Source organism: Pseudomonas sp. AC252, assembly GCF_979258105.1.
Genome location: NZ_OZ409837.1, coordinates 3,120,939 through 3,145,362, shown reverse-complemented (window position 1 = coordinate 3,145,362; position 24,424 = coordinate 3,120,939). Strand labels below are relative to the sequence as shown.

At 61.2% G+C, this 24,424-nt stretch carries 20 protein-coding genes and 2 pseudogenes; 3 read left to right on the top strand and 19 right to left on the bottom strand.

The genetic code is table 11. The features are described from left to right. The 6 genes from ACZZZ4_RS14245 to ppc form a co-directional block, all read right to left on the bottom strand. Positions 1 to 837 (bottom strand): isocitrate lyase/PEP mutase family protein, encoded by an 837-nt coding sequence (locus tag ACZZZ4_RS14245; protein WP_463548067.1) that lies wholly within the window; start codon positions 835 to 837, stop codon positions 1 to 3. Positions 838 to 866: 29 nt separating this feature from the next. Next, entirely contained in the window at positions 867 to 1,727 is an 861-nt protein-coding gene (locus tag ACZZZ4_RS14240; RefSeq protein ID WP_463548066.1) for a DUF72 domain-containing protein, read from the bottom strand. After that, positions 1,727 to 2,035 carry a hypothetical protein gene (locus ACZZZ4_RS14235; RefSeq protein WP_042606956.1) on the bottom strand — a complete coding sequence of 103 codons (309 nt, stop codon included), beginning with the start codon at positions 2,033 to 2,035 and terminating at the stop codon, positions 1,727 to 1,729. The genes ACZZZ4_RS14240 and ACZZZ4_RS14235 overlap by 1 nt, the downstream gene beginning before the upstream one ends. 257 nt (positions 2,036 to 2,292) lie before the next feature. Beyond that, a complete protein-coding gene (gene tsaB / locus ACZZZ4_RS14230) occupies positions 2,293 to 2,967 on the bottom strand; it encodes a tRNA (adenosine(37)-N6)-threonylcarbamoyltransferase complex dimerization subunit type 1 TsaB (protein WP_463548065.1) in 675 nt (224 codons plus the stop codon). A gap of 94 nt (positions 2,968 to 3,061) precedes the next feature. Further along, complete coding sequence (gene adk / locus ACZZZ4_RS14225; protein WP_039762420.1) at positions 3,062 to 3,712, bottom strand: adenylate kinase; 651 nt, start codon at positions 3,710 to 3,712, stop codon at positions 3,062 to 3,064. Between the two features lie 300 nt (positions 3,713 to 4,012). After that, a complete protein-coding gene (ppc, locus tag ACZZZ4_RS14220; RefSeq protein ID WP_463548064.1) occupies positions 4,013 to 6,643 on the bottom strand; it encodes a phosphoenolpyruvate carboxylase in 2,631 nt (876 codons plus the stop codon). A 212-nt stretch (positions 6,644 to 6,855) separates the two neighbouring features. On the opposite strand from ppc, the gene ACZZZ4_RS14215 reads away from it, so the two are divergent. From ACZZZ4_RS14215 to ACZZZ4_RS14205, 3 genes are all read left to right on the top strand, one after another. Next, positions 6,856 to 7,200 carry a pilin assembly protein gene (locus ACZZZ4_RS14215; RefSeq protein WP_065615306.1) on the top strand — a complete coding sequence of 115 codons (345 nt, stop codon included), beginning with the start codon at positions 6,856 to 6,858 and terminating at the stop codon, positions 7,198 to 7,200. 365 nt (positions 7,201 to 7,565) lie between these two features. After that, the gene (locus ACZZZ4_RS14210) at positions 7,566 to 7,970 is read left to right on the top strand and encodes a DUF4398 domain-containing protein (RefSeq protein ID WP_024011747.1); all 405 of its coding nucleotides are present in this window, start codon (positions 7,566 to 7,568) and stop codon (positions 7,968 to 7,970) included. A gap of 55 nt (positions 7,971 to 8,025) precedes the next feature. Beyond that, a complete protein-coding gene (locus tag ACZZZ4_RS14205) occupies positions 8,026 to 8,814 on the top strand; it encodes a lipotoxin F family OmpA-related protein LptF (RefSeq protein WP_024011746.1) in 789 nt (262 codons plus the stop codon). Positions 8,815 to 8,986: 172 nt separating this feature from the next. Here ACZZZ4_RS14205 and ACZZZ4_RS14200 read toward each other — a convergent pair whose 3' ends face one another. The 13 genes and pseudogenes from ACZZZ4_RS14200 to ACZZZ4_RS14140 all read right to left on the bottom strand — a co-directional run bounded on the left by ACZZZ4_RS14200 (position 8,987) and on the right by ACZZZ4_RS14140 (position 24,003). Further along, positions 8,987 to 9,316 (bottom strand): hypothetical protein, encoded by a 330-nt coding sequence (locus tag ACZZZ4_RS14200; protein WP_039762415.1) that lies wholly within the window; start codon positions 9,314 to 9,316, stop codon positions 8,987 to 8,989. Continuing rightward, positions 9,313 to 10,218, bottom strand: a complete 906-nt coding sequence (locus ACZZZ4_RS14195) for an alpha/beta hydrolase (RefSeq protein ID WP_415763536.1) — start codon at positions 10,216 to 10,218, stop codon at positions 9,313 to 9,315. The genes ACZZZ4_RS14200 and ACZZZ4_RS14195 overlap by 4 nt, the downstream gene beginning before the upstream one ends. Before the next feature lie 151 nt (positions 10,219 to 10,369). After that, entirely contained in the window at positions 10,370 to 11,620 is a 1,251-nt protein-coding gene (locus tag ACZZZ4_RS14190; protein WP_415763965.1) for a flavohemoglobin expression-modulating QEGLA motif protein, read from the bottom strand. Positions 11,621 to 11,840: 220 nt separating this feature from the next. Further along, on the bottom strand, positions 11,841 to 12,554 hold the full coding sequence (locus tag ACZZZ4_RS14185; RefSeq protein ID WP_056783159.1) for a TetR/AcrR family transcriptional regulator: 714 nt from the start codon (positions 12,552 to 12,554) through the stop codon (positions 11,841 to 11,843). 105 nt (positions 12,555 to 12,659) lie between these two features. Continuing rightward, positions 12,660 to 14,162, bottom strand: a complete 1,503-nt coding sequence (gene lysS, locus ACZZZ4_RS14180; protein WP_310406697.1) for a lysine--tRNA ligase — start codon at positions 14,160 to 14,162, stop codon at positions 12,660 to 12,662. A gap of 79 nt (positions 14,163 to 14,241) precedes the next feature. Next, positions 14,242 to 15,337, bottom strand: a protein-coding gene (gene prfB / locus ACZZZ4_RS14175; protein ID WP_099758102.1) for a peptide chain release factor 2 whose coding sequence is annotated in 2 segments (ribosomal slippage) — positions 14,242 to 15,264 and positions 15,266 to 15,337 — 1,095 coding nt in all. Because the reading frame shifts where the segments join, the coding sequence is not laid out codon by codon here. A 235-nt stretch (positions 15,338 to 15,572) separates the two neighbouring features. Next, a complete protein-coding gene (locus ACZZZ4_RS14170) occupies positions 15,573 to 16,574 on the bottom strand; it encodes a response regulator (protein WP_415763538.1) in 1,002 nt (333 codons plus the stop codon). A 48-nt stretch (positions 16,575 to 16,622) separates the two neighbouring features. Further along, the gene (gene cheB / locus ACZZZ4_RS14165) at positions 16,623 to 17,633 is read right to left on the bottom strand and encodes a chemotaxis response regulator protein-glutamate methylesterase (RefSeq protein ID WP_039762407.1); all 1,011 of its coding nucleotides are present in this window, start codon (positions 17,631 to 17,633) and stop codon (positions 16,623 to 16,625) included. 10 nt (positions 17,634 to 17,643) lie between these two features. After that, positions 17,644 to 19,899 (bottom strand): annotated as a pseudogene (locus ACZZZ4_RS14160) (response regulator); the annotation flags it as partial. Continuing rightward, the gene (locus ACZZZ4_RS14155) at positions 19,896 to 20,579 is read right to left on the bottom strand and encodes a chemotaxis protein CheW (protein WP_463548063.1); all 684 of its coding nucleotides are present in this window, start codon (positions 20,577 to 20,579) and stop codon (positions 19,896 to 19,898) included. The gene ACZZZ4_RS14155 and the pseudogene ACZZZ4_RS14160, both read right to left, overlap by 4 nt. After that, positions 20,576 to 21,848 (bottom strand): annotated as a pseudogene (locus ACZZZ4_RS14150) (CheR family methyltransferase). Before ACZZZ4_RS14150 ends, ACZZZ4_RS14155 begins: the two are co-directional and overlap by 4 nt. Next, positions 21,845 to 22,381 carry a chemotaxis protein CheW gene (locus ACZZZ4_RS14145; RefSeq protein WP_415763541.1) on the bottom strand — a complete coding sequence of 179 codons (537 nt, stop codon included), beginning with the start codon at positions 22,379 to 22,381 and terminating at the stop codon, positions 21,845 to 21,847. Before ACZZZ4_RS14145 ends, ACZZZ4_RS14150 begins: the two are co-directional and overlap by 4 nt. Next, the gene (locus ACZZZ4_RS14140; protein WP_463548062.1) at positions 22,381 to 24,003 is read right to left on the bottom strand and encodes a methyl-accepting chemotaxis protein; all 1,623 of its coding nucleotides are present in this window, start codon (positions 24,001 to 24,003) and stop codon (positions 22,381 to 22,383) included. Before ACZZZ4_RS14140 ends, ACZZZ4_RS14145 begins: the two co-directional genes overlap by 1 nt. Positions 24,004 to 24,424: the final 421 nt, after the last annotated feature.

Here is a 24,424-nt window from a genome sequence, read left to right as displayed (position 1 = left end):
TCAGTCCTTGAAGAATTGATTGGCCCTGGCATACGGCATCGACTGTGACGTGAAGCCAAAGGTGCCGGATTGCTGGATTTCTTCAGCCGCGCGGAAGAACTCGCCGAACGCCGCCAGCGCCAGTGCCGAGCCGGTGCTGATGCGGCGTACGCCCATTTCCTCAAGTTGCTGCACGGTCAGTTTCAAACCGCCAGACATCAACACATTGACCGGTTTTGGCGCCACCGCTTGCACCACTGCGAGCACTTCCTCGGCGCTGCGCAAACCCGGTGCATAGAGGACGTCGGCACCCGCTTCGGCAAATGCCTGCAAACGGCGAACGGTGTCGTCGAGGTCAGGGTTGCCGTGCAGGTAGTTTTCCGCTCGAGCGGTGAGGATGAAGGGAAACGGCAGCGTGCGCACCGCCGCGACAGCGGCTTCAATCCGCGCCACGGCGTGTTCGAAACAATAGATCGGCGCGTCCGGACGGCCCGTGGCATCTTCGATTGACCCACCCACTGCGCCCGCTTCGGCGGCGCGCAAGAGACTCTGCGCAGACTCGACCGGATCATCGGCAAAACCGTTTTCCAGATCCACCGCCACAGGCAGATCCGTCGCTGCCACAATCGCCCGGACATTGGCCAGGGTCTCGTCGAGACTTAGCGCACCATCAGCCTTGCCCTGGGAAAACGCGTAACCGGCACTGGTGGTGGCCAAGGCCTGATAGCCGAGACTGGCGAGCATCTTCGCCGAGCCGGCATCCCACGGATTGGGGATGACGAAGATTCCCTGGCGATCATGCAGGGCCTTGAAGGCTTGGGCTTTGAGGAGTTGCTGTTGACTGACTTCGACGTTCATCGACGAGCTCCCGGGCAGAAAAAACCGCCTCAGAGCAAGCCAAGCTGCTCGACGGCGGGTTCTCTGTATAGCTCAGGCAGCGTGGGCAAGCCAGGCAAACGTTGCACCAGCTGGGCGTGAAAACGTTGCGCGAGTTTCGCTGCCAACAGGTTGTCGGCGGTGTGCAGGAAGATGTAAGGCGTGCGCCCCTCTTCGATCCATTCAGCAATCTTCGCCACCCACGGCATGAGAAACGCATCGTTGGCCTCAAGCTCGGGATGGCCGATGAAGCGCACCTGCGGAAACTGGGTAAACGCCGCGGGACGCGTCGGTACACGCGGCTTTTTCGATTGTGCGTGGATCACCGAGGACTCGGTCGACAAGCAGCTGAACAGCGCGCGCGGGTCGAGACAGATGCGCTCGACACCGCGATCCAGCAACAGACGATTGAGCAGACGCTCGCTCTCGCCCTTGGCGAAGAACTGTTCATTGCGCACCTCGACCGCGAGCGGGCAATCCAGCGCATCGATAAACGCCGCGAGCTCCGGCAGACGCTGCGGCGTGAAGCTTTTCGACAGTTGCAGCCACAGCGGCGAAACACGTCCGCCTAACGGCTTGAGTAATTGCAGGAAGGTTTCGGCAGCGGTCAGTTGCTCGCGCAAGTCGCCACTGTGGCTGATGTCGCCGGGGAATTTGGCAGTGAAGCGAAAGTGCGCCGGCATGATCTCGGCCCAGCGCTGCACAGTGGCTGGCGATGGGCTGGCGTAGAAGGTGGTGTTGCCTTCGACGGCGTTGAACACCTGGCAGTAGAGAGCGAGAAAGTCAGAAGTTTTTGCGTCTACCGGATACAGATATTCGCGCCAGGCATTTTCACTCCAGGACGGGCATCCGAGGTAGTAAGGCAAATTCATCAGATATACAGATCGAGGCCCAGCACGTCCGCATCCCAATCAACAAAACCGGCGGTGCTCAGGTAGCTGGCCAGGGCCATGGCTACGCTTTTCTTCATCGCGCGGTGGTAGATCATGTCTTGTTGGCGGGCAGGCAGGTTGCTCAGGCGTTGCGCGGTGGCTTGGGCTGCACGGGCGGCCATCTGCTCTTCGCTCGGGAATTCCAGCTCGCCGTCGATGATGTCGACGGATTCATCCAGCGCCGCATTGCCTTTACGCGGCTTGCGCTTGATGGGGTAGGACTGAGTGGAAACGCCGTCTATACGCATAATGTCATGCTCGGTATCGATGATGGCAATTTAGCGGCACTTGACCGACTTAGCAAACCGCCGAGTGATAACTAGAACACAGAAAGCGCAAAAGGTTTTAAGGGAGGGGGAAGAAACTGACGATTGGCGATATTTGTATGTGACCAATGAACCTGTGGGAGCGGGCCCGCTCCCGACGAGTCCAGCACATTCAATATATGCATTGATTGACCAGAAGCCTTCGCGAGCAGGCTCGCTCCCACAGGAGAAAGTGTCTGTCAGCGGGCTTTGGGGGTGGCGACTTTATCGCGCAGATAGACGGGCTGTGCGTCGTCCGCCGGGATCGCCTCGCCGCGTTCCCAGGCGAAACGCGCGAGCGTCAGCAAGTCTTCGGCGTGGGGCAGCATGCCCGCATCGGAGCCGCTCAGATTGACGGCAATGCGTTCGGCGTAGCCCCAACCGGTACCGGCACCGAACCAGTCACCTGTGGCATCGGCCGGTAGCGCAGCCACCTCCGGCGGCAGCACCGCTTCGGCGCCGACCAGGCGCATCTCCCCCGCCGTCTCGCGGTAGCAGCCCCAATACACTTCATCCATCCGGGCATCGATGGCGGCCGCGACCTGGCTTACGCCATGCTCACGAAAGGCACGCTGCGCCAGCACGGCAAGGTTGGACACTGGCAACACCGGTCGATCCAGCGCAAAGGCCAAACCCTGCACGACACCAATGGCAATGCGCACACCGGTAAACGCGCCCGGACCACGGCCAAAGGCAATGGCATCGACCGCTTGCAGCGTGGTGCCGGCATCGGCGAGCAATTGCTGGATCATCGGCAGCAGCTTCTGCGCGTGCAAACGCGGGATCACCTCGTAATGGCTCGTGACCTTGCCGTCATGCAGCAAGGCAACGGAGCAAGCTTCAGTCGCGGTGTCCAGGGCCAGCAAGGTGCTCATCGATGTTTCCAAAACAGGGGTGGGGAAAAAGTGCGTCAGTATAAACAACTACGGCCCGCAAGCGGGCCGTGGATGATGCAGCCGATCAGACTTTTCAGCTCAGCGCGGCCAGCACCTTGGCGGTGATTGCATCGACCGAACCCACGCCCGGAATGTGGCTGTACTTCGGCTTGCCGCCGTTCTTGGCGGAAAGGTTCTGATAGAACTCCACCAGCGGCTTGGTCTGCGAATGGTAGACCGACAGGCGATGACGCACGGTTTCTTCAGTGTCGTCCTTGCGCTGCACCAGTTCTTCGCCGGTGATGTCGTCCTTGCCAGCCAGTTTCGGCGGGTTGTAGACGATGTGGTACACGCGGCCGCTGGCTTCGTGAACACGACGACCGGCGATGCGCTGGACGATTTCTTCGTCTTCAACAGCGATTTCCACCACTGCGTCCAGCTCGACACCGGCAGTGACCAGTGCTTCAGCCTGCGGAATCGTGCGCGGGAAGCCGTCGAACAGGAAACCGTTGGCGCAATCAGGTTGAGCGATGCGGTCCTTGACCAGCGCGATGATCAGGTCATCCGACACCAGGCCGCCGGCATCCATGATGCTCTTGGCTTGCACGCCCAGTGGAGTGCCAGCCTTGACCGCCGCACGCAGCATGTCGCCGGTGGAGATTTGCGGAATGCCGAATTTCTCGGTGATGAACTTTGCCTGAGTACCTTTACCGGCCCCGGGAGCTCCCAGCAGAATGACGCGCATCGATGTGCTCCTCAATTTTTTATATAAAAGCTTTACAAAACAAAGGATTCGCTCGTAACCGGCGGATCCTGAAAATACGGGTCGTGGCCGCACAAACGGCCAAAGGCTGATCAAGATACACAGCAGGCTGCGCCCACACAAGACGCCAAAAGTCGGAGAAACCGACGCCCGCCGTGACCTTGCGACGCGGTAACCCAAGTCGCAACCCCAACATTAACTGTCGCCTCGCGGCACTTTCCTACGCCAAGGGCGGCGACATCCGACTCTCATCGCGAATGCCGCCTGAACTGCTCAGCAACCTTAGCCGGTATTGCGCAATCCGGCGGCAATCCCCGCCACAGACACCAGCAGCGCCTGTTCTACCGGGCTGTCCTGCTCGACTTCCTGCTGCCGCGAACGCGCCAACAGTTCGGCCTGCAATAGATGCAGCGGGTCGAGGTAGGTGTTGCGCAGGCGGATGAATTCGAGGGTGTCCGGGCTGTGCGCCAGCAGCTGCGACTGCCCGGTCAGACCAAGCACCACGGAGCAGGCCTGCGACAATAGGTCGCGTAACTGCGCGCCCAACGGCAGCAGGTTCGCCTCGACCAAACGTTCATCGTAGGACTGCGCGATATCCGCGTCGGCCTTGGCCAGCACCATTTCCAGCATGTCGATGCGGGTGCGGAAGAACGGCCACTGTTCGCGCATCTGCCCAAGCAATTCGCCCTCGCCGCGCTCGAGCGCCTTGCTCAGTGCGGTCTCCCAGCCCAGCCATGCCGGCAGCATCAGCCGCGTCTGGGTCCAGCCGAAAATCCACGGAATCGCCCGCAGGCTTTCGATACCGCCGGCGCGGCGCTTGGCCGGGCGACTGCCCAGAGGCAGACGTCCCAATTCCTGCTCCGGGGTCGACTGACGGAAGTACTCAACGAATTGCGGATTTTCCCGCACGACCTGGCGGTAAGCGCTGACACCGTCCGCCGCCAATTCGTCCATCAGATGCCGCCATTCAGGCGTCGGCGGCGGTGGCGGCAACAAGGTCGCCTCGAGCACGGCGGCCAGATACAGATTGAGGTTTTGTTCGGCGATGTCCGGCAGGCCGAATTTGAAACGAATCATTTCGCCCTGCTCGGTGGTACGGAAACGCCCCGCCACCGAACCCGGCGGTTGCGACAGAATTGCCGCGTGCGCCGGACCGCCGCCACGGCCAACGGTACCGCCGCGACCGTGGAACAGCAGCAGTTCGACTTGCTGTTCGCGGCAGATTTCCACCAGGCGTTCCTGCGCGCGATATTGCGCCCACGCCGCAGCAGTGGTGCCGGCATCCTTGGCCGAATCGGAATAGCCGATCATCACTTCCTGCGGGCCGTGCAGGCGCGCGCGATAGCCCGGCAACAACAGCAGACGCTCCATCACCGGTCCGGCGTTGTCGAGGTCGGCGAGGGTTTCGAACAGCGGCACCACGCGCATTGGCCGCAGGACACCAGACTCTTTGAGCAGCAGTTGCACCGCGAGCACATCAGAGGCGGCGCCAGCCATGGAGATCACGTAAGAACCCAGCGATGCAGCGGGTGCGGCGGCGATTTCCTTGCAGGTATTGAGCACTTCAGCGGTGTCGGCCGACGGTTTGAAATGCGCGGGCAGCAGCGGACGGCGGTTGCTCAATTCTTCGGTGAGGAAATTGATGCGCCGTTCTTCGTCCCATTCCTCATAGCGGCCGAGGCCGAGGTAATCGGTGATTTCGGTCATTGCCGAGCTGTGCCGGGTCGAATCCTGACGCACATCGAGGCGCACCAGAAACAGGCCGAACGTCACCGCGCGGCGCAGGCAATCGAGCAACGGCCCGTCAGCGATAACGCCCATCCCGCACTCGTGCAGCGAGTTGAAACACAGCTGCAAAGGCTCAAGCAGATCGCGATTGTCGTGCAGCACATCGGCGGGTGCAGGGGTCGGGGCGGTCAATGCAGCGTGCGCCCAATTACGCGTCGCACGCAGACGTTCGCGCAATTGCTTGAGCACCGCGCGATAGGGTTCGGCACTGTCGCCGGCCTTGGCCTTCAGCGCGTCGCTGGCCTGCTGCATCGACAATTCGGCAGCAAGGTGATCGACATCGCGCAGATACAAATCAGCGGCCATCCAGCGCGCCAGCAGCAAGACTTCGCGAGTGACGGCGGCGGTGACATTGGGATTGCCGTCACGGTCGCCGCCCATCCATGAGGCGAAGCGGATCGGCGCGGCTTCCAGCGGCAAGCGCAGGCCCGTGGCGGCGAACAGCGCCTGATCGGCCTTGCGCATATGGTTGGGGATCGCCTGCCACAAAGAATGCTCGATCACCGCGAAGCCCCATTTGGCTTCATCGACCGGCGTCGGGCGGGTGCGGCGGATTTCTTCGGTGTGCCAGGCTTCGGCGATCAAGCGCTGCAACCTGGTCTGGATCTGCTCGCGCTCGGCGCTCGTCAGGTCGCGATGATCCTGCGCGGCGAGTTGCGCGGCGATCGCGTCGTACTTCTGGATCAACGTGCGTCGCGCCACTTCGGTCGGGTGCGCGGTCAGCACCAGTTCGATTTCCAGCCGCGCCAGTTGCCGGGCCAGAGATTCGGCGCAGTGCCCTTCACTGCGCAGGCGCGCGAGCAGTTCCGGCAATACCCGCGATTCGAACGGCGCCGGTTGCGACTCCTCGCGGCGATGGATCAACTGATACTGCTCGGCGATGTTGGCCAGGTTGAGAAACTGGTTGAAGGCCCGCGCGACCGGAAGCAATTCATCTTCGCTCAATTGATTGAGGCTGGCGCTCAGTTCAGCGTCCATCGAGCCGCGCCGGTCGGCCTTGGCGCCCTTGCGGATCTGCTCGATCTTGTCGAGGAACGCCTCGCCGTACTGGTCTCGAATGGTGTTGCCCAACAGCTCTCCGAGCAGGTGAACGTCTTCGCGCAAGCGTGCATCAATATCGGTCATCAGCAGTTCTCCAGCGGTAATCGGGGACAGCGCAGAAATGAATGCTTTGCCAGAGAGTGCCGCTCTGCGCCGCTTCTTACAAGCAGGCGACGAATCGACTTAAACCTTGCGCGCGAAAGCCAGTCTCAACAGTAAGCCGTACGACGGCCCGCTGCCGGCGCTGCCGGCCATTCACCCAGGCCTGCCATCCGCAGGCGCTAAATGAGGTCATCATGAAAATTCGTGAACTCGCCCAGCATTGGGAAGAAAACGCCAAAGGTCGCCTGACCGATACTGGCTACACGATTCATCTGGATGTGGAATCCGCCGCCAGGCTGGCGGCGATTGCCGAGATGTATCCCAAGCGCCATCCCGAAGAACTGCTCGGCGAACTGATCGGCGCTGCGCTTGAGGAGTTCGAAGCGAGCCTGCCGTATGTGAAGGGTTCGACGGTGGTGGCGACGGATGAAGAAGGTGATCCGCTGTACGAGGATGTCGGCCCGACGCCGCGTTTTCTGGCGTTGTCGCGACGGCATTTGCATGATTTGTCCTCGACTGAGAACAAACAGAAGCACTGATTCCTGACACCGAGAAAAAGTGGGAGCGGGCTTGCCCGCGATGGCGGCAGTTCAGTCAAAGATGTGCTGAGCATGATGGCCTCACCGCTGGCAAGCCAGCTCCCACAGGGTACTGATCATCCCTGATATCACCTTAAAACTCATCCGCGCGTACCGCTTCAAACCGCCAAAGTTCCCGTCCCAGAGCCTTGTCCAAACGGTCAATTTAATTTTTGGCGATAGGCCATCTTTTCTGAACTTTTCAAAAATGCCGCCGGTCGGAACAGGTAACCACGCCTGGAACGAGCGTTTCAATTCGCGTCAACAAGCGATGCTTTCGGCTCCTCTGCCAGGATGGATTCAGTTGTATTTTCAGGAGATGCCTAATGGAGTTGAAGACCATGAAAACCCAAACCTCGTTTTCCCACCTGCGCGGTCTGAAACTGGCCGCTCTGGCCATCGGCACCAGCTTCGTACTGGCCGGTTGCGCCGGTAACCCACCGACCGAGCAATACGCCGTGACCCAATCGGCCGTCAACAGCGCTGTCAGCGCTGGCGGTACCGAATTCGCTGCGGTGGAAATGAAGCAGGCTCAGGACAAACTGAAACAAGCTGAAATCGCCATGCACGACAAGAAGTACGACGAGGCCCGTCGCCTGTCCGAACAGGCTGAATGGGACGCTCGCGTCGCTGAACGCAAGGCTCAGGCCGCCAAGGCCGAACAGGCTGTGAAGGATTCCCAGAAAGGTGTTCAGGAACTGCGTCAGGAAAGCCAGCGCACCGTGCAGTAAGCGCGCATCCCGACCGCAAAGCTGAAACTCTTATCGATAGAAAGGACGACAAATTATGCGTAAGCAACTGATGATTCCCGCTCTTCTGGCCGCAAGCGTTGCACTGGCTGCCTGCTCTACCCCGCCTAACCCGAACCTGGAACAGGCGCGCACCAACTACGCCGGTCTGCAGGCCAACCCACAGGCGAGCAAAGTCGCGGCACTGGAAACCAAAGACGCCAGCGATTACCTGGACAAGGCCGATAAGGCTTATCTGGACAAAGAAGACGCAGCCAAAGTTGATCAACTGGCTTACCTGACCAACCAGCGCGTGGAAGTGGCCAAGCAGACCATCGCTCTGCGCACCGCTGAAAACAACCTGAAAAACGCCGCTGCCCAACGAGCTCAGGCTCGCTTGGACGCGCGTGACCAGCAGATCAAACAGCTGCAGGACAGCCTCAATGCCAAGCAGACCGATCGCGGCACGCTGGTGACTTTCGGTGACGTGCTGTTCGCCACCAACAAGGCTGATCTGAAATCCAGCGGTCTGGTGAACATCAACAAACTGGCGCAATTCCTTCAGGAAAACCCGGATCGCAAAGTGATCGTCGAGGGTTACACCGACAGCACTGGCACCGCCAGCTACAACCAGTCGCTGTCCGAGCGCCGCGCGACTTCCGTGCAGATGGCTCTGATCAAGATGGGCGTCGATCCTTCGCGCATCGTCGCTCAGGGTTATGGCAAGGAATATCCGGTAGCGGATAATGGCAGCGTGTCGGGCCGTGCGATGAACCGTCGTGTGGAAGTGACCATTTCCAACGACAACCAGCCGGTAGCACCGCGTTCTTCGGTGAGCTCGAACTAAGCTTCACCGGGTAACGCAAAAGCCCCGCCTGGGTGATCAGGCGGGGCTTTTTCATGGGCGACCAGAAATTCCTTGTGGGAGCGAGCCTGCTCGCGAAAGCGGAGTGTCATACACATCAATGTTGAAGGTGAAACCGTATTCGCGAGCAGGCTCGCTCCCACATTTGATGGAGTTACTGCTCAAGCTTCTGCGGGGTCTCTTCGCCCATACACCGCACCGCTTTCTTCTGCGCATTGACCAGCACCCCGGTCAGGCCTTTCTGTTCGGTATCGAACAGCACCAGCACGCCATCAATGCACTGCGCCACTTGCGGCGCGGGGGTCAGCGAGACTTTGTAGTCCTCGCCGGGCACGGTCTTGAGCATGGTGAATTCGTTGAGCAGCAGCGCATCCTCGGGTTTGGCGAAGTGCAGGTAGCCGTAGTACCACAGCGCCCCGACGGTGCCGAGGATGCTGCAGATACCGGTGATGATCAGCGGGATGGCATTACGTTCTTCAGTCATTGCGGGGTCTCATCAGCAGAATTCGGAGGCGGCGGATAGTTGGGGATTTCGCCGAGGCGGCGCAGGCCGTCGAAGTGTTCCGGATCGTCGAGATAGCGCAGCATGACCTGCCGCCACACCGGGTCGCCGAAGGTCTGCACATGACCACCACGGGTCAGCTGCAACACGCGCGGCGGCGGCGCTGCCTGATACAGGCGAATGCCGTTGGCCATCGGCACCAGCGGATCGTCGATGCTGTGGAAGATCAGCTTGGGCACGCCCGTCAGCTGCGCCATTGAATTGATCGCGCTGTCGCCGTCCGGCACCAGCCACGACAGCGGCACTTGCAATGGCCAGGTCAGCCACGAAGTGCTGAGGGCGAATTGGCCGACGCTGCGATAACTGGCCGGCACACCATCGAGCACCAGGGCCTTGAGTTGTTTTTGCCGCTCCGGGTGCTGCGCCAGCCAATGCACCGACATCGCGCCGCCCAGACTCTGCCCGAGCAGCACCAGCGGTTTGCCTTTGACCTCAGGCGCGTTGTCGAGCCAGGCGAACGCCGCGTCGATGTCCTGATAGATCGCCGGCAGGCTCGGCTTGCCTTCGGACAAACCGTAGCCGCGATAGTCCACCAGCAGCACCTGATAGCCGTTCTTCGGCAACCACCAACTGCCGCCCAGATGCATCGGCAGATTACCGCCGTTGCCGTGCAGATGCAGGACCGTGCCTTTGACCTCGACCCCAGGTTTGGCCGGCAGCCACCAGGCGTTGAGCTTCAAGCCATCCGCGGTGACCAGCGTGACGGTGCGGTATTCGAGCTTGGCTTTGTCCGGGGTGAAGATCTGGCCCGGTTCAGGGTAGAACAGCAGCGAACTGCAACCGCCGAGGGTCAAGAGCAGGCAAAGGATGCCGAGGATTCTCATCCGGTGAAACCTCGCAAAAACGTGAGACCAACGCAGATCAAATGTGGGAGCGGGCTTGCTCGCGAACGCGGTGTGTCAGTCGACACCTTTTTTGAATGTCAGACCGCTTTCGCGAGCAAGCCCGCTCCCACAGGGGATATACGGGTTGGGGTTAAAGGATATTGGAATAGTCCGCCTCAATCCGGTCCAGGCTCAAATGGTTGAGGAAGTTGGAGAAACACATCCACGCCGACAACGCATTCAAGTCACGGAACTGATCCGGCAGATACTTCGGCGGTACCACCAGCCCCTCATCCACCAGTTGGCGCAGGGTACGCATGTCTTCCAGGGTGGTCTTGCCGCAGAACAACAGCGGGATCTGCTCAAGCTTGCCCTTGCGCACGGCCAACTGAATGTAGTTGTAAACCATGATGAAGCCCTTGAGGTAGGACAAGTCTTTGGTGAATGGCAGACCGGTCGGCGTCGAACCGCGAAACACCCGACTGGCGTTGCCATAGCTTTCCGCCATTTCGAAGCCTTGCTCGCGGAAGAACTCGAACACCTGCAAAAAGTCCGCGCCCTCCTCGACCATGTGAATCGCGCGGGTGCGATTGGTCAGTTTGCGCAGGCGACTCGGGTAGGAGGCGAAGGTGATGATTTCCATCAGGATCGCCAGACCTTCCTGGGTCACGGTCGACGATGGCGGACCTTTCGACAGAAACGTGCAGATCGGCTGGTTCAAACCATTGAGCGTAGTGCCGACATGCACCAGCCCTTCGTGAACCTCCAGTGCGCGCACGTCACGGTTGTTGAACAGCGCATCGGTGCGGATCTTGATGTAGTCGGCGCCCGCCGCAGCGTCGGCGACGATGCCGTCGGACTCGAACACGCGAATGGTTTCTTCGGCTTCGCCAAACACCTTGTTCAAGCGGGTTTGCAGCAGGTGCACCGCGTCCTTGGCGGTAAGGATTTTCGGCTCATCCTTCAGATCGCCGCGCCCGTCGATGTTGTTCAGGTAGTCGGACATCATCAGGCCGAGGTCGGCGAGGGTCGGATCACCGGCGTGGAAGGCATCGGACGCCGCGCCGTACAGCTCCTGCGAGATCAGCCCGAAGTCCTCGGTGCCGCGCGCTTCGAGCATGCGCACCACCATGCGGTATTCCTTGCACATGCGCCGCATGATCTGCCCGACCGGGTTGAACTGGCCGAGCTGGCGGGTGATGTCGCGCTCGATGTTCTGGAATTCCAGTTTGACCTGGCTCGAATCGAACGACAGCGGGCGGTTGAGGTAGTAGTCGCGATCCACCGCCGGCATTTCCTTGCCTTTGGCCTTGAGGAAACCCTTGCGCACGTTGTCGTCCCACTTGACCGCATCAAGCACGCGGATCGGCGTCTGCGCCAGCACAATGCGATCGGACAACATGCGTATCGTCTGCTGGTAATCGTCCACCCGAAACTCCTGTAGAAAACGTGACGTGCTGAAACTCAGTCTTTTGATCGTTCCCACGCTCTGCGTGAGAACGTCGCCCGGGACGCTCCGCGTCCCTTTTGCTGCGTGACGCAGAGCGTCACAGGATGCATTCCCACGCGGAGCGAGGGAACGATCATCAACGGCTCGCTCCCACGGGGTGTAGCGTGAAACGCTAGACCGACGCCAATACAAGGTGCATATACCGCGTCAGGATCCCGAGCATGTCCTCTTCGGCCAATGGCTCGGCGTCATTGAGCAGGCCCTGATATTCCATCCGCCCGATAATCGCCGTCAACACCTTGGCATCCTGCTGCGGTTCACGCGAGCCCAGTACCTGGAACAACTGGCAGGTGCCCTGCAACAGAATCTGCTGGTGAGAGCGCACCAGAATGGCCAGACGCGGATTGAGCAGCGCTTCCTGGCGGAACGCCTGTTCGGCCATCAGATGCTCACGGCGGTTGATCAGTTGCCGATGCACGTAATCGGCCATCAATCGCGCAATGTCATCGGCCAGTTGCGAGCGCGACTCCGGGCTGCCGTCGGCACTGACCACCATTTCGCGCAACAGGCCTTCGTTATTGATCCACAACTTGGCCATGTACGCCGCGCTGCGTTCAACGTATTGGGCGAAGGTATCGGTGAGCAGGTCATCGATGTCCTTGAAGTAATACGTGGTTGCCGACAGCGGCACGCCGGCCTCCGCCGCGACCGCACGATGGCGCACGGCACGCACGCCGTCGCGCACGACAATGCGCATCGCGGCGTCGAGAATGTCCTGGCGACGCTGCTCACTGCCCTGTCGGCTGGCCTTGCGGCCCTGGTACTGAACACTTTCAGCGACCGCAGTGGCGATACCCGCTGCACCTTCTTGAGCTATTGCACCCATCACGACAGCACTTCCTCTACTAATTCCAAATTAACCAATTGATACATTTGTACCAGACAGGCAATAAAAAGCCGCCTGTTTTAGGCGGCTTTTTAACTGAAACGTTTACGCTTGCGGTCGCATGTGCGGGAACAGGATCACATCGCGGATCGACGGCGAGTTGGTCAGCAACATCACCAGACGATCAATGCCGATACCTTCACCGGCGGTTGGCGGCATGCCGTACTCCAGCGCACGAACGAAGTCGGCGTCGTAATGCATGGCTTCGTCGTCACCGGCGTCCTTGTCGGCCACCTGAGCCATGAAGCGCTCGGCCTGGTCTTCGGCGTCGTTCAACTCGGAGTAGGCGTTGGCGATTTCACGGCCACCGATGAACAGCTCGAAGCGGTCGGTGACGTTCGGGTTTTCGTCGTTGCGACGGGCCAGCGGCGACACTTCGAACGGGTACTGAGTGATGAAGTGCGGCTGCTCGAGCTTGTGCTCGACCAGCTCTTCGAAAATCATCACCTGCAATTTGCCCAGACCTTCGAAGCCCAGCACCTTGGCGCCGGCCTTCTTGGCGATGGCGCGAGCCTTGTCGATGTCGTTCAGATCATCGGCAGTCAACTCAGGGTTGTACTTGAGGATCGAGTCGAACACCGACAGACGCACAAACGGCTCGCCGAAGTGGAACACCTTGTCGCCGTACGGAACGTCGGTACTGCCCAACACCAGCTGCGCCAGCTCGCGGAACAGTTCTTCGGTCAGGTCCATGTTGTCTTCGTAATCGGCGTACGCCTGATAGAACTCCAACATGGTGAATTCTGGGTTGTGGCGAGTCGAAACGCCTTCGTTGCGGAAGTTGCGGTTGATCTCGAACACCTTTTCGAAACCGCCAACCACCAGACGCTTCAGATACAGCTCAGGGGCGATACGCAGGAACATCGGCAGGTCCAGCGCGTTGTGGTGGGTTTCGAACGGCTTGGCCGCAGCGCCGCCAGGAATGGTCTGCAACATCGGCGTTTCGACTTCGAGGAAGTCGCGCTTCATCAGGAAGCTGCGGATGTGCGCGATCACTTGCGAACGCACGCGGAAGGTCTGGCGCACGTCTTCGTTGACGATCAGGTCAACGTAGCGCTGGCGGTAGCGCTGTTCGGTGTCGGTCAGGCCGTGGTGCTTGTCCGGCAGCGGACGCAGCGACTTGGTCAGCAGGCGCACGTTGGTCATTTCAACGTACAGGTCGCCCTTGCCGGAACGCGCCAGGGTGCCTTCGGCGGCAATGATGTCGCCCATGTCCCAGGTTTTCACCGCGGCCAGGGTTTCTTCCGACAGCGTCTTGCGGTTGACGTAGACCTGAATGCGCCCGGTCATGTCCTGGATCACCATGAACGAGCCACGGTTGAGCATGATGCGACCGGCAACCTTGACCGGGATTGCAGCCTCTGCCAGCTCTTCCTTGGTCTTGTCCGCGTACTGTTTCTGCAAGGCATCGCAGTAGTTTTCGCGGCGGAAGTCGTTCGGGAAGGCATTGCCCTTGGCGCGCTCGGCAGCAAGCTTTTCCTTGCGCAGGGCGATCAGGGAGTTTTCTTCCTGTTGCAGGGCTTGCGGGTCGAGTTGTAGGTCGCTCATGTCTTTAAGTATTCCATCAGGTTCGTTGCCCCCAGCCTTCGGCTGGGGATCGCGGGCGAGCCCGCTCCCACAGAGGGTGTTACAGGCCGGATTTCAGGCTGGCTTCCAGATACTCGTCGATGTCGCCGTCGAGCACCTTGTCGCAATCGCTGCGTTCGATGTTGGTACGCAGATCCTTGATCCGCGACGCATCGAGCACGTAAGAGCGAATCTGGTGACCCCAGCCAATATCGGACTTGGTGTCTTCCAGCGCTTGCGAGGCGGCGTTGCGCTTCTGCATTTCCTGCTCGTACAACTTGGCCCGCAGCATTTTCATCGCGGTGTCCTTGTTGGCGTGCTGGGAACGCTCGTTCTGGCAGCTGACCACGGTGTTGGTCGGTACGTGGGTGATACGTACGGCCGAGTCGGTGGTGTTTACGTGCTGACCACCGGCACCGGAGGAACGATAGGTGTCGATCCGCAGGTCTGCCGGGTTGATTTCGATTTCCACCTTGTCATCGATCTCTGGCGAGACGAAAACGGCGGAGAACGAAGTGTGGCGACGGTTGCCGGAGTCGAACGGGCTCTTGCGCACCAAACGGTGCACGCCGATCTCGGTACGCAGCCAGCCAAAGGCGTATTCGCCCTTGATGTGCACGGTCGCGCCCTTGATCCCGGCGACTTCGCCGGCGGACAGTTCCATGATGGTCGCGTCGAAACCGCGTTTGTCGGCCCAGCGCAGGTACATGCGCAGCAGGATGTTGGCCCAGTCCTGCGCTTCGGTGCCGCCGGAACCGGCCTGGATGTCCAGGTAGGCGTTGTTCGGGTCCATTTCATGGCTGAACATGCGGCGGAATTCCAGCTTGGCCAGATTTTCCTCGAGACGGGCCAGCTCGGCGACGACATCGCCCACTGCGCCTTCGTCGTTTTCTTCGACGGCCATGTCCAGCAGGTCGCGGCAATCGGCCAGACCGCCGTTCAGTTCGTCGAGGGTATCGACGATCTGCGCCAGCGCGGCACGCTCGCGGCCCAGCTCCTGGGCGTATTCAGGTTTGTTCCAGACACTCGGATCTTCAAGCTCGCGATTGACTTCAGTCAGACGCTCATGCTTTTGATCGTAGTCAAAGATACCCCCGAATAGTTTCGGAGCGCTCGGACAGGTCCTTGATGGTGTTCAGGATCGGGTTGATTTCCATGACGGGCAGCACTCGTTGGCGAACTTTTGAAAGCCGGCGAGTATAACGTAAACAGCCTGTCGCGGCAGCCCGTCTGGCGGGTCTGGGGGTGATTCACTTGACACTGACCTGACGCGATCTCCTGTGGGAGCGAGCCTGCTCGCGAAGGCGACCTGCCAGCCGCCGGCAATGTCGAGTGCACAACCGCTTTCGCGAGCAGGCTCGCTCCCACAGGTGGATTGCATCGTCAGGAAAGTTATTCGATCCCGACCTGATTGCGCCCATTGTTCTTGGCCAGATACAACCCGCGATCCGCCGCCGAAATCAGCAGCCGGCAATCACTGCCCGCCTGGGGCACCATGGTCGCCAGACCAATGCTGATGGTCAGACTGGAGCCTTCGGTCGGCGTGTTATGGGGAATCTTCAACGCCGCCACAGTCTGGCGCAGCTTCTCGGCCAACAGCCGCGCGCCGCCCGGCGAGGTGTTCGGCAGCACCAGCACAAACTCCTCGCCGCCATAACGCGCCGGCAGATCCGACGGTCGCGCGCTGGCGTCACGGATGGCTGCAGCAACCTTGCGCAACGCTTCATCGCCTTCCACGTGGCCGAAACTGTCGTTGTACGACTTGAAGTAATCGACGTCGATCATCAGCAATGACAGCTGCGTCTGATCGCGCAGTGAACGGCGCCACTCCAGTTCCAGGTACTCGTCGAAGTGCCGGCGGTTGGACAGCCCGGTCAGGCCGTCGGAGTTCATCAGCCGTTGCAGCACCAGATTGGTGTCGAGCAGTTGCTGCTGGCTGACCCGCAACGCTCGGTACGCCGCATCGCGTTGCAACAACGTCATGTAGGAACGCGAGTGGTAGCGGATGCGTGCGACCAGTTCGATGGTGTCCGGCAGTTTCACCAGGTAATCGTTGGCGCCGGCGGAGAACGCTGCGCTTTTGATCAGCGGGTCTTCCTTGGTCGAGAGGACGATGATCGGGATGTCCTTGGTCGCCGGGTGATTGCGGTATTCGCGCACCAGGCTCAGACCATCGAGGCCGGGCATCACCAGATCCTGCAGGATCACCGTCGGCTTGATCCGCACCGCCTGGGCGATGGCCTGCTGCGGGTCGGAGCAGAAGTGGAAGTCGATGTTTTCCTGATTCGACAGCCCACGGCGCACCGCTTCGCCGATCATCGCCTGATCATCCACCAACAACACCATGGCGGCGTTCTCGTCGGTTTTAATGTCGTCGATCTGTAAATCATTCATGGGCGGTCACCTGAGTACTGCGGGAGCCTGGATTGCCGATCAAGCTGTTCATTTGGGGAAAATCTCCAGCAATCGTGGCGCTATCTTTTCCAGCGGGCGGATTTCCACCGCAGCATCGATCGCCGCGGCAGCCTTGGGCATGCCGTACACCGCACTGCTGTGCTGATCCTGCGCAATGGTCAAATAACCCTGCTGGCGCATGAGCTTAAGCCCTTGCGCGCCATCGCGCCCCATCCCGGTCAATAAAACCCCGACCGCGTCACCGTTCCAGTAACTGGCAACGCTCTCGAAAAACACGTCGATCGAAGGGCGGTAGATCTCGTTGACCGGTTCGGCGGTGTAGGCCAGCGTGCCGTTTTTCAACAGGCGAATATGGTGATTGGTCCCGGCCAGCAGCACCGCGCCACTTTGCGGCGGCTCGCCTTCACGGGCCAGACGCACATCGAGGCCACTGGCGCTGGCCAGCCATTCGGCCATGCCGGCGGCGAACACCTGATCGACATGCTGCACCAGCACGATCGCCGCGGAAAAATCCTTCGGCAGGCCTTTGAGCAACACTTCCAGTGCCGCCGGCCCACCAGCGGACGAACCGATCGCTACCAGCCCCTGACGCGACGGCGAGCTGCGCGGTGAACTCGGCGCCGGGCGCGAACGGGGTGCCTTGTCGCCGATCAGCCAGCCGATGTTGAGGATCTTGCGCAACAACGGCGCCGCCGCTTCCTGGGCATTGCCGGCGCCGATCGCCGGGGTGTCGACCACGTCCAGCGCGCCGTGGCCCATGGCCTCGAACACGCGGTGCACGTTTTGCTGACGATCCACGGTGACGATGACAATCGCGCACGGGGTCTCGGCCATGATCCGCCGCGTGGCTTCGACGCCGTCCATGATCGGCATGATCAGGTCCATCAGAATCAGGTCTGGCGTGCACTCGGCGCAGCGTTGCACCGCCTCGGCGCCGTTGCTGGCGACCCAGATCACCTGATGCGCCGGCTCGAAGGCCAGCGCTCGGCGCAGGGCCTCCACCGCCAGGGGCATGTCGTTGACGATTGCGATCCTCATGCCCGCGCTCCCCGATGAGCTCGACCACTGCATCGAGCAGGGCGTCGTCATGAAAACTGGCTTTGGCTAGATAATAGTCGGCGCCGGCGTCCAGTCCACGGCGGCGGTCTTCTTCACGATCCTTGTACGACACGACCATCACCGGCAGCGATTGCAGACGGTTGTCGCGGCGCAGCAGCGTGACCAGCTCGATGCCGTCCATGCGTGGCATGTCGATGTCGGTGATCAGCAGATCGAAGTTCTCCGAACGCAGCGCGTTCCAGCCATCCATGCCGTCCACCGCCACCGCGACGTCGTAGCCGCGATTGAGCAGCAGTTTGCGTTGCAGCTCGCGCACAGTCAGCGAATCGTCGACCACCAGCACCCGTTTGCGCGCCGCTTCGGCAGCTTGATTGCCGTGGCGAGCAATGCGCTCCAGGCGCCCGGTATTGAGCAGCTTGTCCACCGAACGCAGCATGTCTTCGACATCGACGATCAGCACCACCGAGCCATCATCGAGCAAGGCCCCGGCGGAAATGTCCTGAACCTTGCCCAGACGCTCGTCCAGCGGCAACACCACCAGCGTGCGTTCACCCACGAAGCGCTCGACCGCCACCCCGTAAATCGCCTCGCGCTCACGGATCACCACGACTTTCAGGGTAGCGCCATCGTTCTGGCTGGCCGGGCGATTGAGCAACTGACTGGCCGCAACCAGGCCGACATGTTGGCCTTCGTGCCAGAAATGCTGACGTCCTTCGACCTGCACGATGTCTTCCGGGGCCAGATCGCACATGCGTTCGATGTGCGCCAACGGGAACGCGTAAGCCTCTTCGCCGACTTCCACCACCAGACTGCGCACCACCGAAAGCGTCAGCGGCACTTCCAGATGGAAACGACTGCCCTCGCCCGCCGTCTGCTCCAGCACCACGGCCCCGCGCAATTGGCGAACCATGTGCTGAACCGCGTCGAGGCCGACGCCACGCCCGGACACTTCGGTGACCTTGTCGCGCAGGCTGAATCCCGGCAGAAACAGGAACGTCAGCAGCTCCTCTTCGCTCAATTGCGCTGCGGTTTCGGCTGGGGATAACTGCCGATCGACGATGCTGCGGCGGACTTTCTCCAGATCGACGCCATTGCCGTCATCGCTCAATTCCAGCACCAGCAAACCGGCTTGATGGGACGCGCGCAGGCGAATCAGACCCTCTTCCGGCTTGCCCTTGAGCAGGCGTTGTTCCGGGGTTTCGATGCCGTGATCGACGGCGTTGCGCAGCAAATGAGTCAGCGGCGCTTCGAGCTTTTCCAGCACATCGCGATCGACCTGGGTTTTCTCGCCTTCGATCTCCAGGCGCACCTGCTTGCCGAGGCTGCGACCGAGGTCGCGAACCATACGCGCCTGCCCGCTGAGCACGTCGGCGAACGGGCGCATGCGACAGGCCAGCGCGGTGTCATAGAGCACTTGCGCGCGCTGACTGGCCTGCCAGGCGAATTCGTCGAGTTCGGCGTTTTTCTCGCTGAGCAGTTGCTGCGACTCGGCGAGCAAACGTCGCGCATCTTCCAGCGACTCCAGCGCTTCCAGGCTCAGCGCATGCTCCTTGAGGTGCACATTGAGATTTTCCAGCGCGCGCAGGCCGTTGTTCTGCATGCGTTTGAGGCGCTGCATGGTCGCCAGATGCGGCTTGAGACGCTGGGTTTCCACCAGCGATTTGCTCGACAGATCGAGCAGGCTGTTCAGGCGTTCGGCGGTGACGCGCAATACGCGCTCGCCGCCCTCGGTAGTACGTTTGTTTTTGCGCGGGGTCGGCTCGGCGGGCTCGTCGACCATCGGCGCTGACACTATCGGCGCTGGCTCGATCTGCACCTCGGCCATCGGCGGCGCGGCAACCACAGCGGCTGACGCCGACGGATCGAGCAAACGCCCCATCAGCGCCACGTAGGCTTCAATGTCCGCAGATTGCGGCGCATTGGCCGGCGTGGCGATGCGCATCAGCAGGTCGGTGCCCTGCAACAACGCATCGATGTGCTCGGGACGCAGCAACAAACGCCCTTCCTGCGCGCTGACCAGGCAATCTTCCATGACGTGGGCGACGCTGACGCCGCTGTCGATACCAACGATCCGCGCTGCGCCTTTGAGCGAGTGCGCCGCGCGCATGCACGATTCCAGTTGATCGGCCTGAGTCGGATTGCGCTCCAGCGCCAGCAGCCCGGCGCTGAGCACTTGGGTCTGGGCTTCGGCTTCGAGGCTGAACAGTTCGAGCAGAGAGGCGTCGCGCATTTGCTCGGGGGTCATGTCAGGCTCCGGGTCACGGCGGACAGCAGTTGCTCTTCATCCAGCCAGCGCAAGCTACGACCGCGATATTGCAGAACGCCACGGGTGTATTTGGCACTGGCCTGCGCACCGGACTGCGACGCCGCGTCGAGGATGCGTTCGTCGATCGCATGAATGCCGTCGACCTCGTCTACCGGCACCACCACCGGCCCGCCATGGGCAGCGATGATCAGCATGCGCGGCATGATTCGCCCGCCGCTGACCGGCGCAACGCTGGCGCCGAGGTCGAGCAATTCCACCAGCGACAGGCACGCGACCAAGGCGCCACGGACATTGGCCACGCCGAGCAAGGCCCGCGAGCGCTGGTGCGGCAGCGAATGTATCGCCTGCAACGGCGCGACTTCGACAAGGCTGCGCGTCGCCAGGCCGAGCCATTCCTCGCCGAGGCGGAACATCAGCAGCGAGCGGGTTTTGACATCGGTTTCGACTTTGCTGACCACCGCTTCACGCTGGTCCTGCTGCAACGAATAGCGGTCGAGCAGGCGCGTGGCGGCGGCGGAATATACCGAGCAGTTGCGGCAATGGATGTGCTCTTCCAGCAGCGGGCAGGACTTGTCGCCATGAATGCCGATGCGGTTCCAGCAGTCGTCGATGGCGCGGGCGTCTTCGTGGGTAACGTTCAAGGTGTCGGACGCGCTCATCGTTTACGCTCACTGTCGGCGGTGCGCCCGCTGCGGGCGGCGCGCTCCTGCAATCGTCGGGCACCCGCCGTGTCGCCCTGGGCCTGCAGCAACGCGGCCAGGTGCATCAGCGCTTCGGGATGTTGCGGTTCGAGGTACAAGGCCTTGCGATAGAAACTCTGGGCCTCGAGGCTCAGGCCGGCGACATCGCTGAGCAGGCCGAGCCAATAGAACACCTGCGCCACCGGTTCATGGCTGTGCAGATAGTCTTCGCATGCGGCACGGGCCTCGGCGCTTTTGCCTTCGTTGGCCAGTGCAGCGATTTGGGCCAGCAACGTCGCGGCGTCGGGATTGGCAGTTTTTTCGTCACCGGCAAAGGCGTCACGGCAGCGAACGGCCGATTGCGCACTGGCGCTGGGAGCGGCGCGCCGCGCAGTGGTTGACTGACCGGCACGGCGACCGGTTTGGGCGTCGGCAGCGGTTCGGGGTGCGGCTCGCTATGGCGGCTGAAGGCGAACGACTGCGGGATGCCGATCGAACGCATGCCCAAACGCCCGAGCAGACTGCCCTCCGCCGGGCCGATAAACAGCACGCCGTCGACATGAGTCAGGCGCTTGAGCACTTCGAACACCTGCTTCTGGGTCGGCTGGTCGAAGTAGATCAGCAGGTTGCGGCAGAACACGAAATCGAAGGCAGGCTCGCTCGCCAACAGCGTCGGATCGAGGACATTACCGACTTGCCAGCGCACCTGTTCGCGAACGTATTCGTTGACTCGGTGGCCGTCCTGCTCGGCAAAAAATGTCGTTCGCGGTATTCCAGATCCTGACCGCGAAACGAATTCTTGCCATACAACGCACGCCGCGCCTTTTCCACCGACAACGGGCTGATGTCCATGCCGTCGACCTTGAATTGATGCGGCTGCAATCCGGCATCAAGCAAGGCCATGGCAATCGAGTAGGGTTCTTCGCCGGTAGAGCACGGCAGGCTGAGGATGCGCAGCGCGCGCATATTATTGAGTTCTTTAAGCCGACCTCGCGCCAGTTTGCCCAGCGTCGCGAAGGATTCCGGATACCGGAAAAACCATGTTTCCGGAACGATCACCGCTTCGATCAGCGCCTGCTGTTCATCCCGCGAGCCTTGCAACAGCTGCCAATATTCGTCGGCATGGGCAGCCTGGGACAACGTGGTGCGCTGGCGTACGGCACGCTCGATGATCGCCGCGCCCACCGAAGCGACATCGAGACCGATGCGTTCCTTGAGGAAATCGAAAAAGCGCTGATCACCACTCATGGCTGCGCCTCTAATTGCGCCGGATCACGCGGCGGGTCGGGGAACAGCACACTGCGCACGGCGTCATCGAGCAAGTCATTGACCCGCACCCATTGCAGCAATCCCTGCGCATCTTCGCGCACCGGACCGAGGTACGGCGCCTCGCGGTTGTCGAGGCCGTAAGGCTGGAAATCTTGCGGATGGCAGCGCAGCGTGTCGGTGGCCTGCTCGAGAATCAGCCCGAGCCATTGCGCTGCTTGCGCTGGATCCGGCTGATAATTGACCAGCACCAGGCGCGTGCTGGTCCGCGCCTCGGCGGGCTGCCCAAACGTCAGCGCGCTGAGATCAATCACCGGCACCACCGCCCCGCGATAGGCGAACACCCCGGCCACCCAATGCGGTGCCCGGGCAATCGGTTTCAGCGGCAGGCGCGGCAGCACTTCGGCCACTTCGGTGGCACGCAGGGCGTAGCGTTCGCTGCCGATGCGAAACAGCAGAAACAGCGCTTGCTTCGCCACTGGCGCAGCGCCACGTTTGGCGATGATTTCGCTCATCAGACTTTGAATCGCGAAACGCCGCTGCGCAGGCCGACGGCCACCTGGCTCAGTTCGTCGATGGCGAAACTGGCCTGACGCAGCGATTCGACGGTCTGGCTGCTGGCATCGCCCAACTGCACCAGCGCATGGTTGATCTGCTCGGCGCCGGTGGCCTGGGCCTGCATGCCCTCGTTGACCATCAACACCCGCGGCGCCAGCGCTTGCACTTGATGGATGATCTGCGACAACTGCTCGCCGACCTGCTGCACTTCCGACATGCCCCGGCGTACTTCTTCGGAAAACTTGTCCATGCCCATCACCCCGGCCGACACCGCCGACTGGATCTCGCGAACCATCTGTTCGATGTCGTAGGTGGCCACGGCGGTCTGATCGGCCAGACGCCGGACTTCGGTGGCGACCACGGCAAAACCGCGACCGTACTCGCCGGCCTTCTCGGCTTCGATCGCTGCGTTGAGCGACAGCAGGTTGGTCTGGTCGGCCACCTTGACGATGGTCACCACCACCTGATTGATGTTGCCGGCCTTCTCGTTGAGGATCGCCAGTTTGGCGTTGACCAGATCGGCCGCGCCCATGACCGAGTGCATGGTGTCTTCCATGCGCGCCAGGCCTTGCTGGCCGGAGCCGGCGAGTACCGAAGCCTGATCGGCAGCGGTGGACACTTCGGTCATGGTGCGCACCAGATCCCGCGACGTCGCAGCAATCTCGCGGGAGGTTGCGCCGATTTCGGTGGTAGTCGCTGCGGTTTCGGTGGCGGTGGCCTGTTGCTGCTTGGACGTGGCAGCGATCTCGGTCACCGAGGTGGTCACCTGCACCGAAGAGCGCTGGGCCCGGGACACCAGCGACGTCAGCTCGGTCATCATGTCGTTGAAGCCGGTTTCGACCGCGCCGAACTCGTCCTTGCGATCGAGATTCAGACGCGAACTCAGGTCACCGGTGCGCATGATGTCGAGGATGGTCACGATGCGGTTCATCGGCGCCATGATCGCGCGCATCAACAGCAGACCACAGAGCCCGGCGGCCAGCACCGCAACCAGCAGGGAAATGACCATGCTGACTTTGGCCGTTGCGACCGCATCGTCGATGTTGGCCATGGCCTCGTCGGCGACGCGCTTGTTCTCGCCAATGATGTCGTTGAGTTTCATGCGCCCGGTGTACCAGGCCGGGGTCAGTTTTTCGTGGAACATCCTGACGGCGTCGGCCTCCAGATTGCGCTTGTGCAGGTCCAGCACGGCATCCTGAATCTGGACGTAGGTGTCGTGATACTTCTCGAACAGGGCGAACTCGGAGCGGTCTTCATCGGTGGCCATGGTTTTGCGATAGTTGGCCATCTGCTCTTGCAGACGCGCCTCGAACGCCTTGTAGTCCGCCGCGTCTTCGCTGGAAATGCCCTGGCCTTCCTTGAGGCCGAGCAACTCTTGGGTCTGCAGATAACTGTCGACCCATGCGCCGCGAATCATCGAACTGTAGTAAACGCCGGGGATAGCATCGTCGCGCACGCTGTTTTCGCTGGCCTCGATCTTCAGCAATCGTGAATAGGACAGCACCACCATCAACAGCATGATGGCGATAATCACCGCAAAGCTCGCCAAAATGCGTTGGCGCAACGTCCAGTTCTTCACAGTGAATCCTCGTGCCTGATCGAAATGCGGGGAGTATAGCCGAGCGCGGTGTTTCATTTATAAGACGCTTTCGCTGGCACCATTGTCCTTGTGGGAGCGAGCCTGCTCGCGAAGGCAACACCGCGGTCCCGGCAAATCCCCTACTGCGCAAGAAGTTGCGCAGTAGGGCGTAATATCTCAGAGATTAATTGCCCTGCAGCCCAAGCGGCGCAAGCCCTGCAGCCAAGTGCGCAAGAAGTTGCGCAGTACTGCGCAACTTCTTGCGCACTTTCTCCCGGTTATCGCGGTGAAAATCGCCGCGAATGATGACCAACTACCGCGCCGCCCCCGCCATCCGGGCATCGCACAAAACCTGGCACGCTCCTTGATAACAGTCAGCCACCCACCGGGCGATTTCGCCTCCGGGCACCCTAACTTTATC

Bases quoted from the DNA above. Each gene is read 5' to 3' on its own strand.
- ACZZZ4_RS14245 (WP_463548067.1), bottom strand. From the start codon at position 837: ATGAACGTCGAAGTCAGTCAACAGCAACTCCTCAAAGCCCAAGCCTTC.
- ACZZZ4_RS14240 (WP_463548066.1), bottom strand. From the start codon at position 1,727: ATGAATTTGCCTTACTACCTCGGATGCCCGTCCTGGAGTGAAAATGCC.
- ACZZZ4_RS14235 (WP_042606956.1), bottom strand. From the start codon at position 2,035: ATGCGTATAGACGGCGTTTCCACTCAGTCCTACCCCATCAAGCGCAAG.
- tsaB (WP_463548065.1), bottom strand. From the start codon at position 2,967: ATGAGCACCTTGCTGGCCCTGGACACCGCGACTGAAGCTTGCTCCGTT.
- adk (WP_039762420.1), bottom strand. From the start codon at position 3,712: ATGCGCGTCATTCTGCTGGGAGCTCCCGGGGCCGGTAAAGGTACTCAG.
- ppc (WP_463548064.1), bottom strand. From the start codon at position 6,643: ATGACCGATATTGATGCACGCTTGCGCGAAGACGTTCACCTGCTCGGA.
- ACZZZ4_RS14215 (WP_065615306.1), top strand. From the start codon at position 6,856: ATGAAAATTCGTGAACTCGCCCAGCATTGGGAAGAAAACGCCAAAGGT.
- ACZZZ4_RS14210 (WP_024011747.1), top strand. From the start codon at position 7,566: ATGGAGTTGAAGACCATGAAAACCCAAACCTCGTTTTCCCACCTGCGC.
- ACZZZ4_RS14205 (WP_024011746.1), top strand. From the start codon at position 8,026: ATGCGTAAGCAACTGATGATTCCCGCTCTTCTGGCCGCAAGCGTTGCA.
- ACZZZ4_RS14200 (WP_039762415.1), bottom strand. From the start codon at position 9,316: ATGACTGAAGAACGTAATGCCATCCCGCTGATCATCACCGGTATCTGC.
- ACZZZ4_RS14195 (WP_415763536.1), bottom strand. From the start codon at position 10,218: ATGAGAATCCTCGGCATCCTTTGCCTGCTCTTGACCCTCGGCGGTTGC.
- ACZZZ4_RS14190 (WP_415763965.1), bottom strand. From the start codon at position 11,620: ATGTTGTCCGATCGCATTGTGCTGGCGCAGACGCCGATCCGCGTGCTT.
- ACZZZ4_RS14185 (WP_056783159.1), bottom strand. From the start codon at position 12,554: ATGGGTGCAATAGCTCAAGAAGGTGCAGCGGGTATCGCCACTGCGGTC.
- lysS (WP_310406697.1), bottom strand. From the start codon at position 14,162: ATGAGCGACCTACAACTCGACCCGCAAGCCCTGCAACAGGAAGAAAAC.
- ACZZZ4_RS14170 (WP_415763538.1), bottom strand. From the start codon at position 16,574: ATGAATGATTTACAGATCGACGACATTAAAACCGACGAGAACGCCGCC.
- cheB (WP_039762407.1), bottom strand. From the start codon at position 17,633: ATGAGGATCGCAATCGTCAACGACATGCCCCTGGCGGTGGAGGCCCTG.
- ACZZZ4_RS14155 (WP_463548063.1), bottom strand. From the start codon at position 20,579: ATGAGCGCGTCCGACACCTTGAACGTTACCCACGAAGACGCCCGCGCC.
- ACZZZ4_RS14145 (WP_415763541.1), bottom strand. From the start codon at position 22,381: ATGAGCGAAATCATCGCCAAACGTGGCGCTGCGCCAGTGGCGAAGCAA.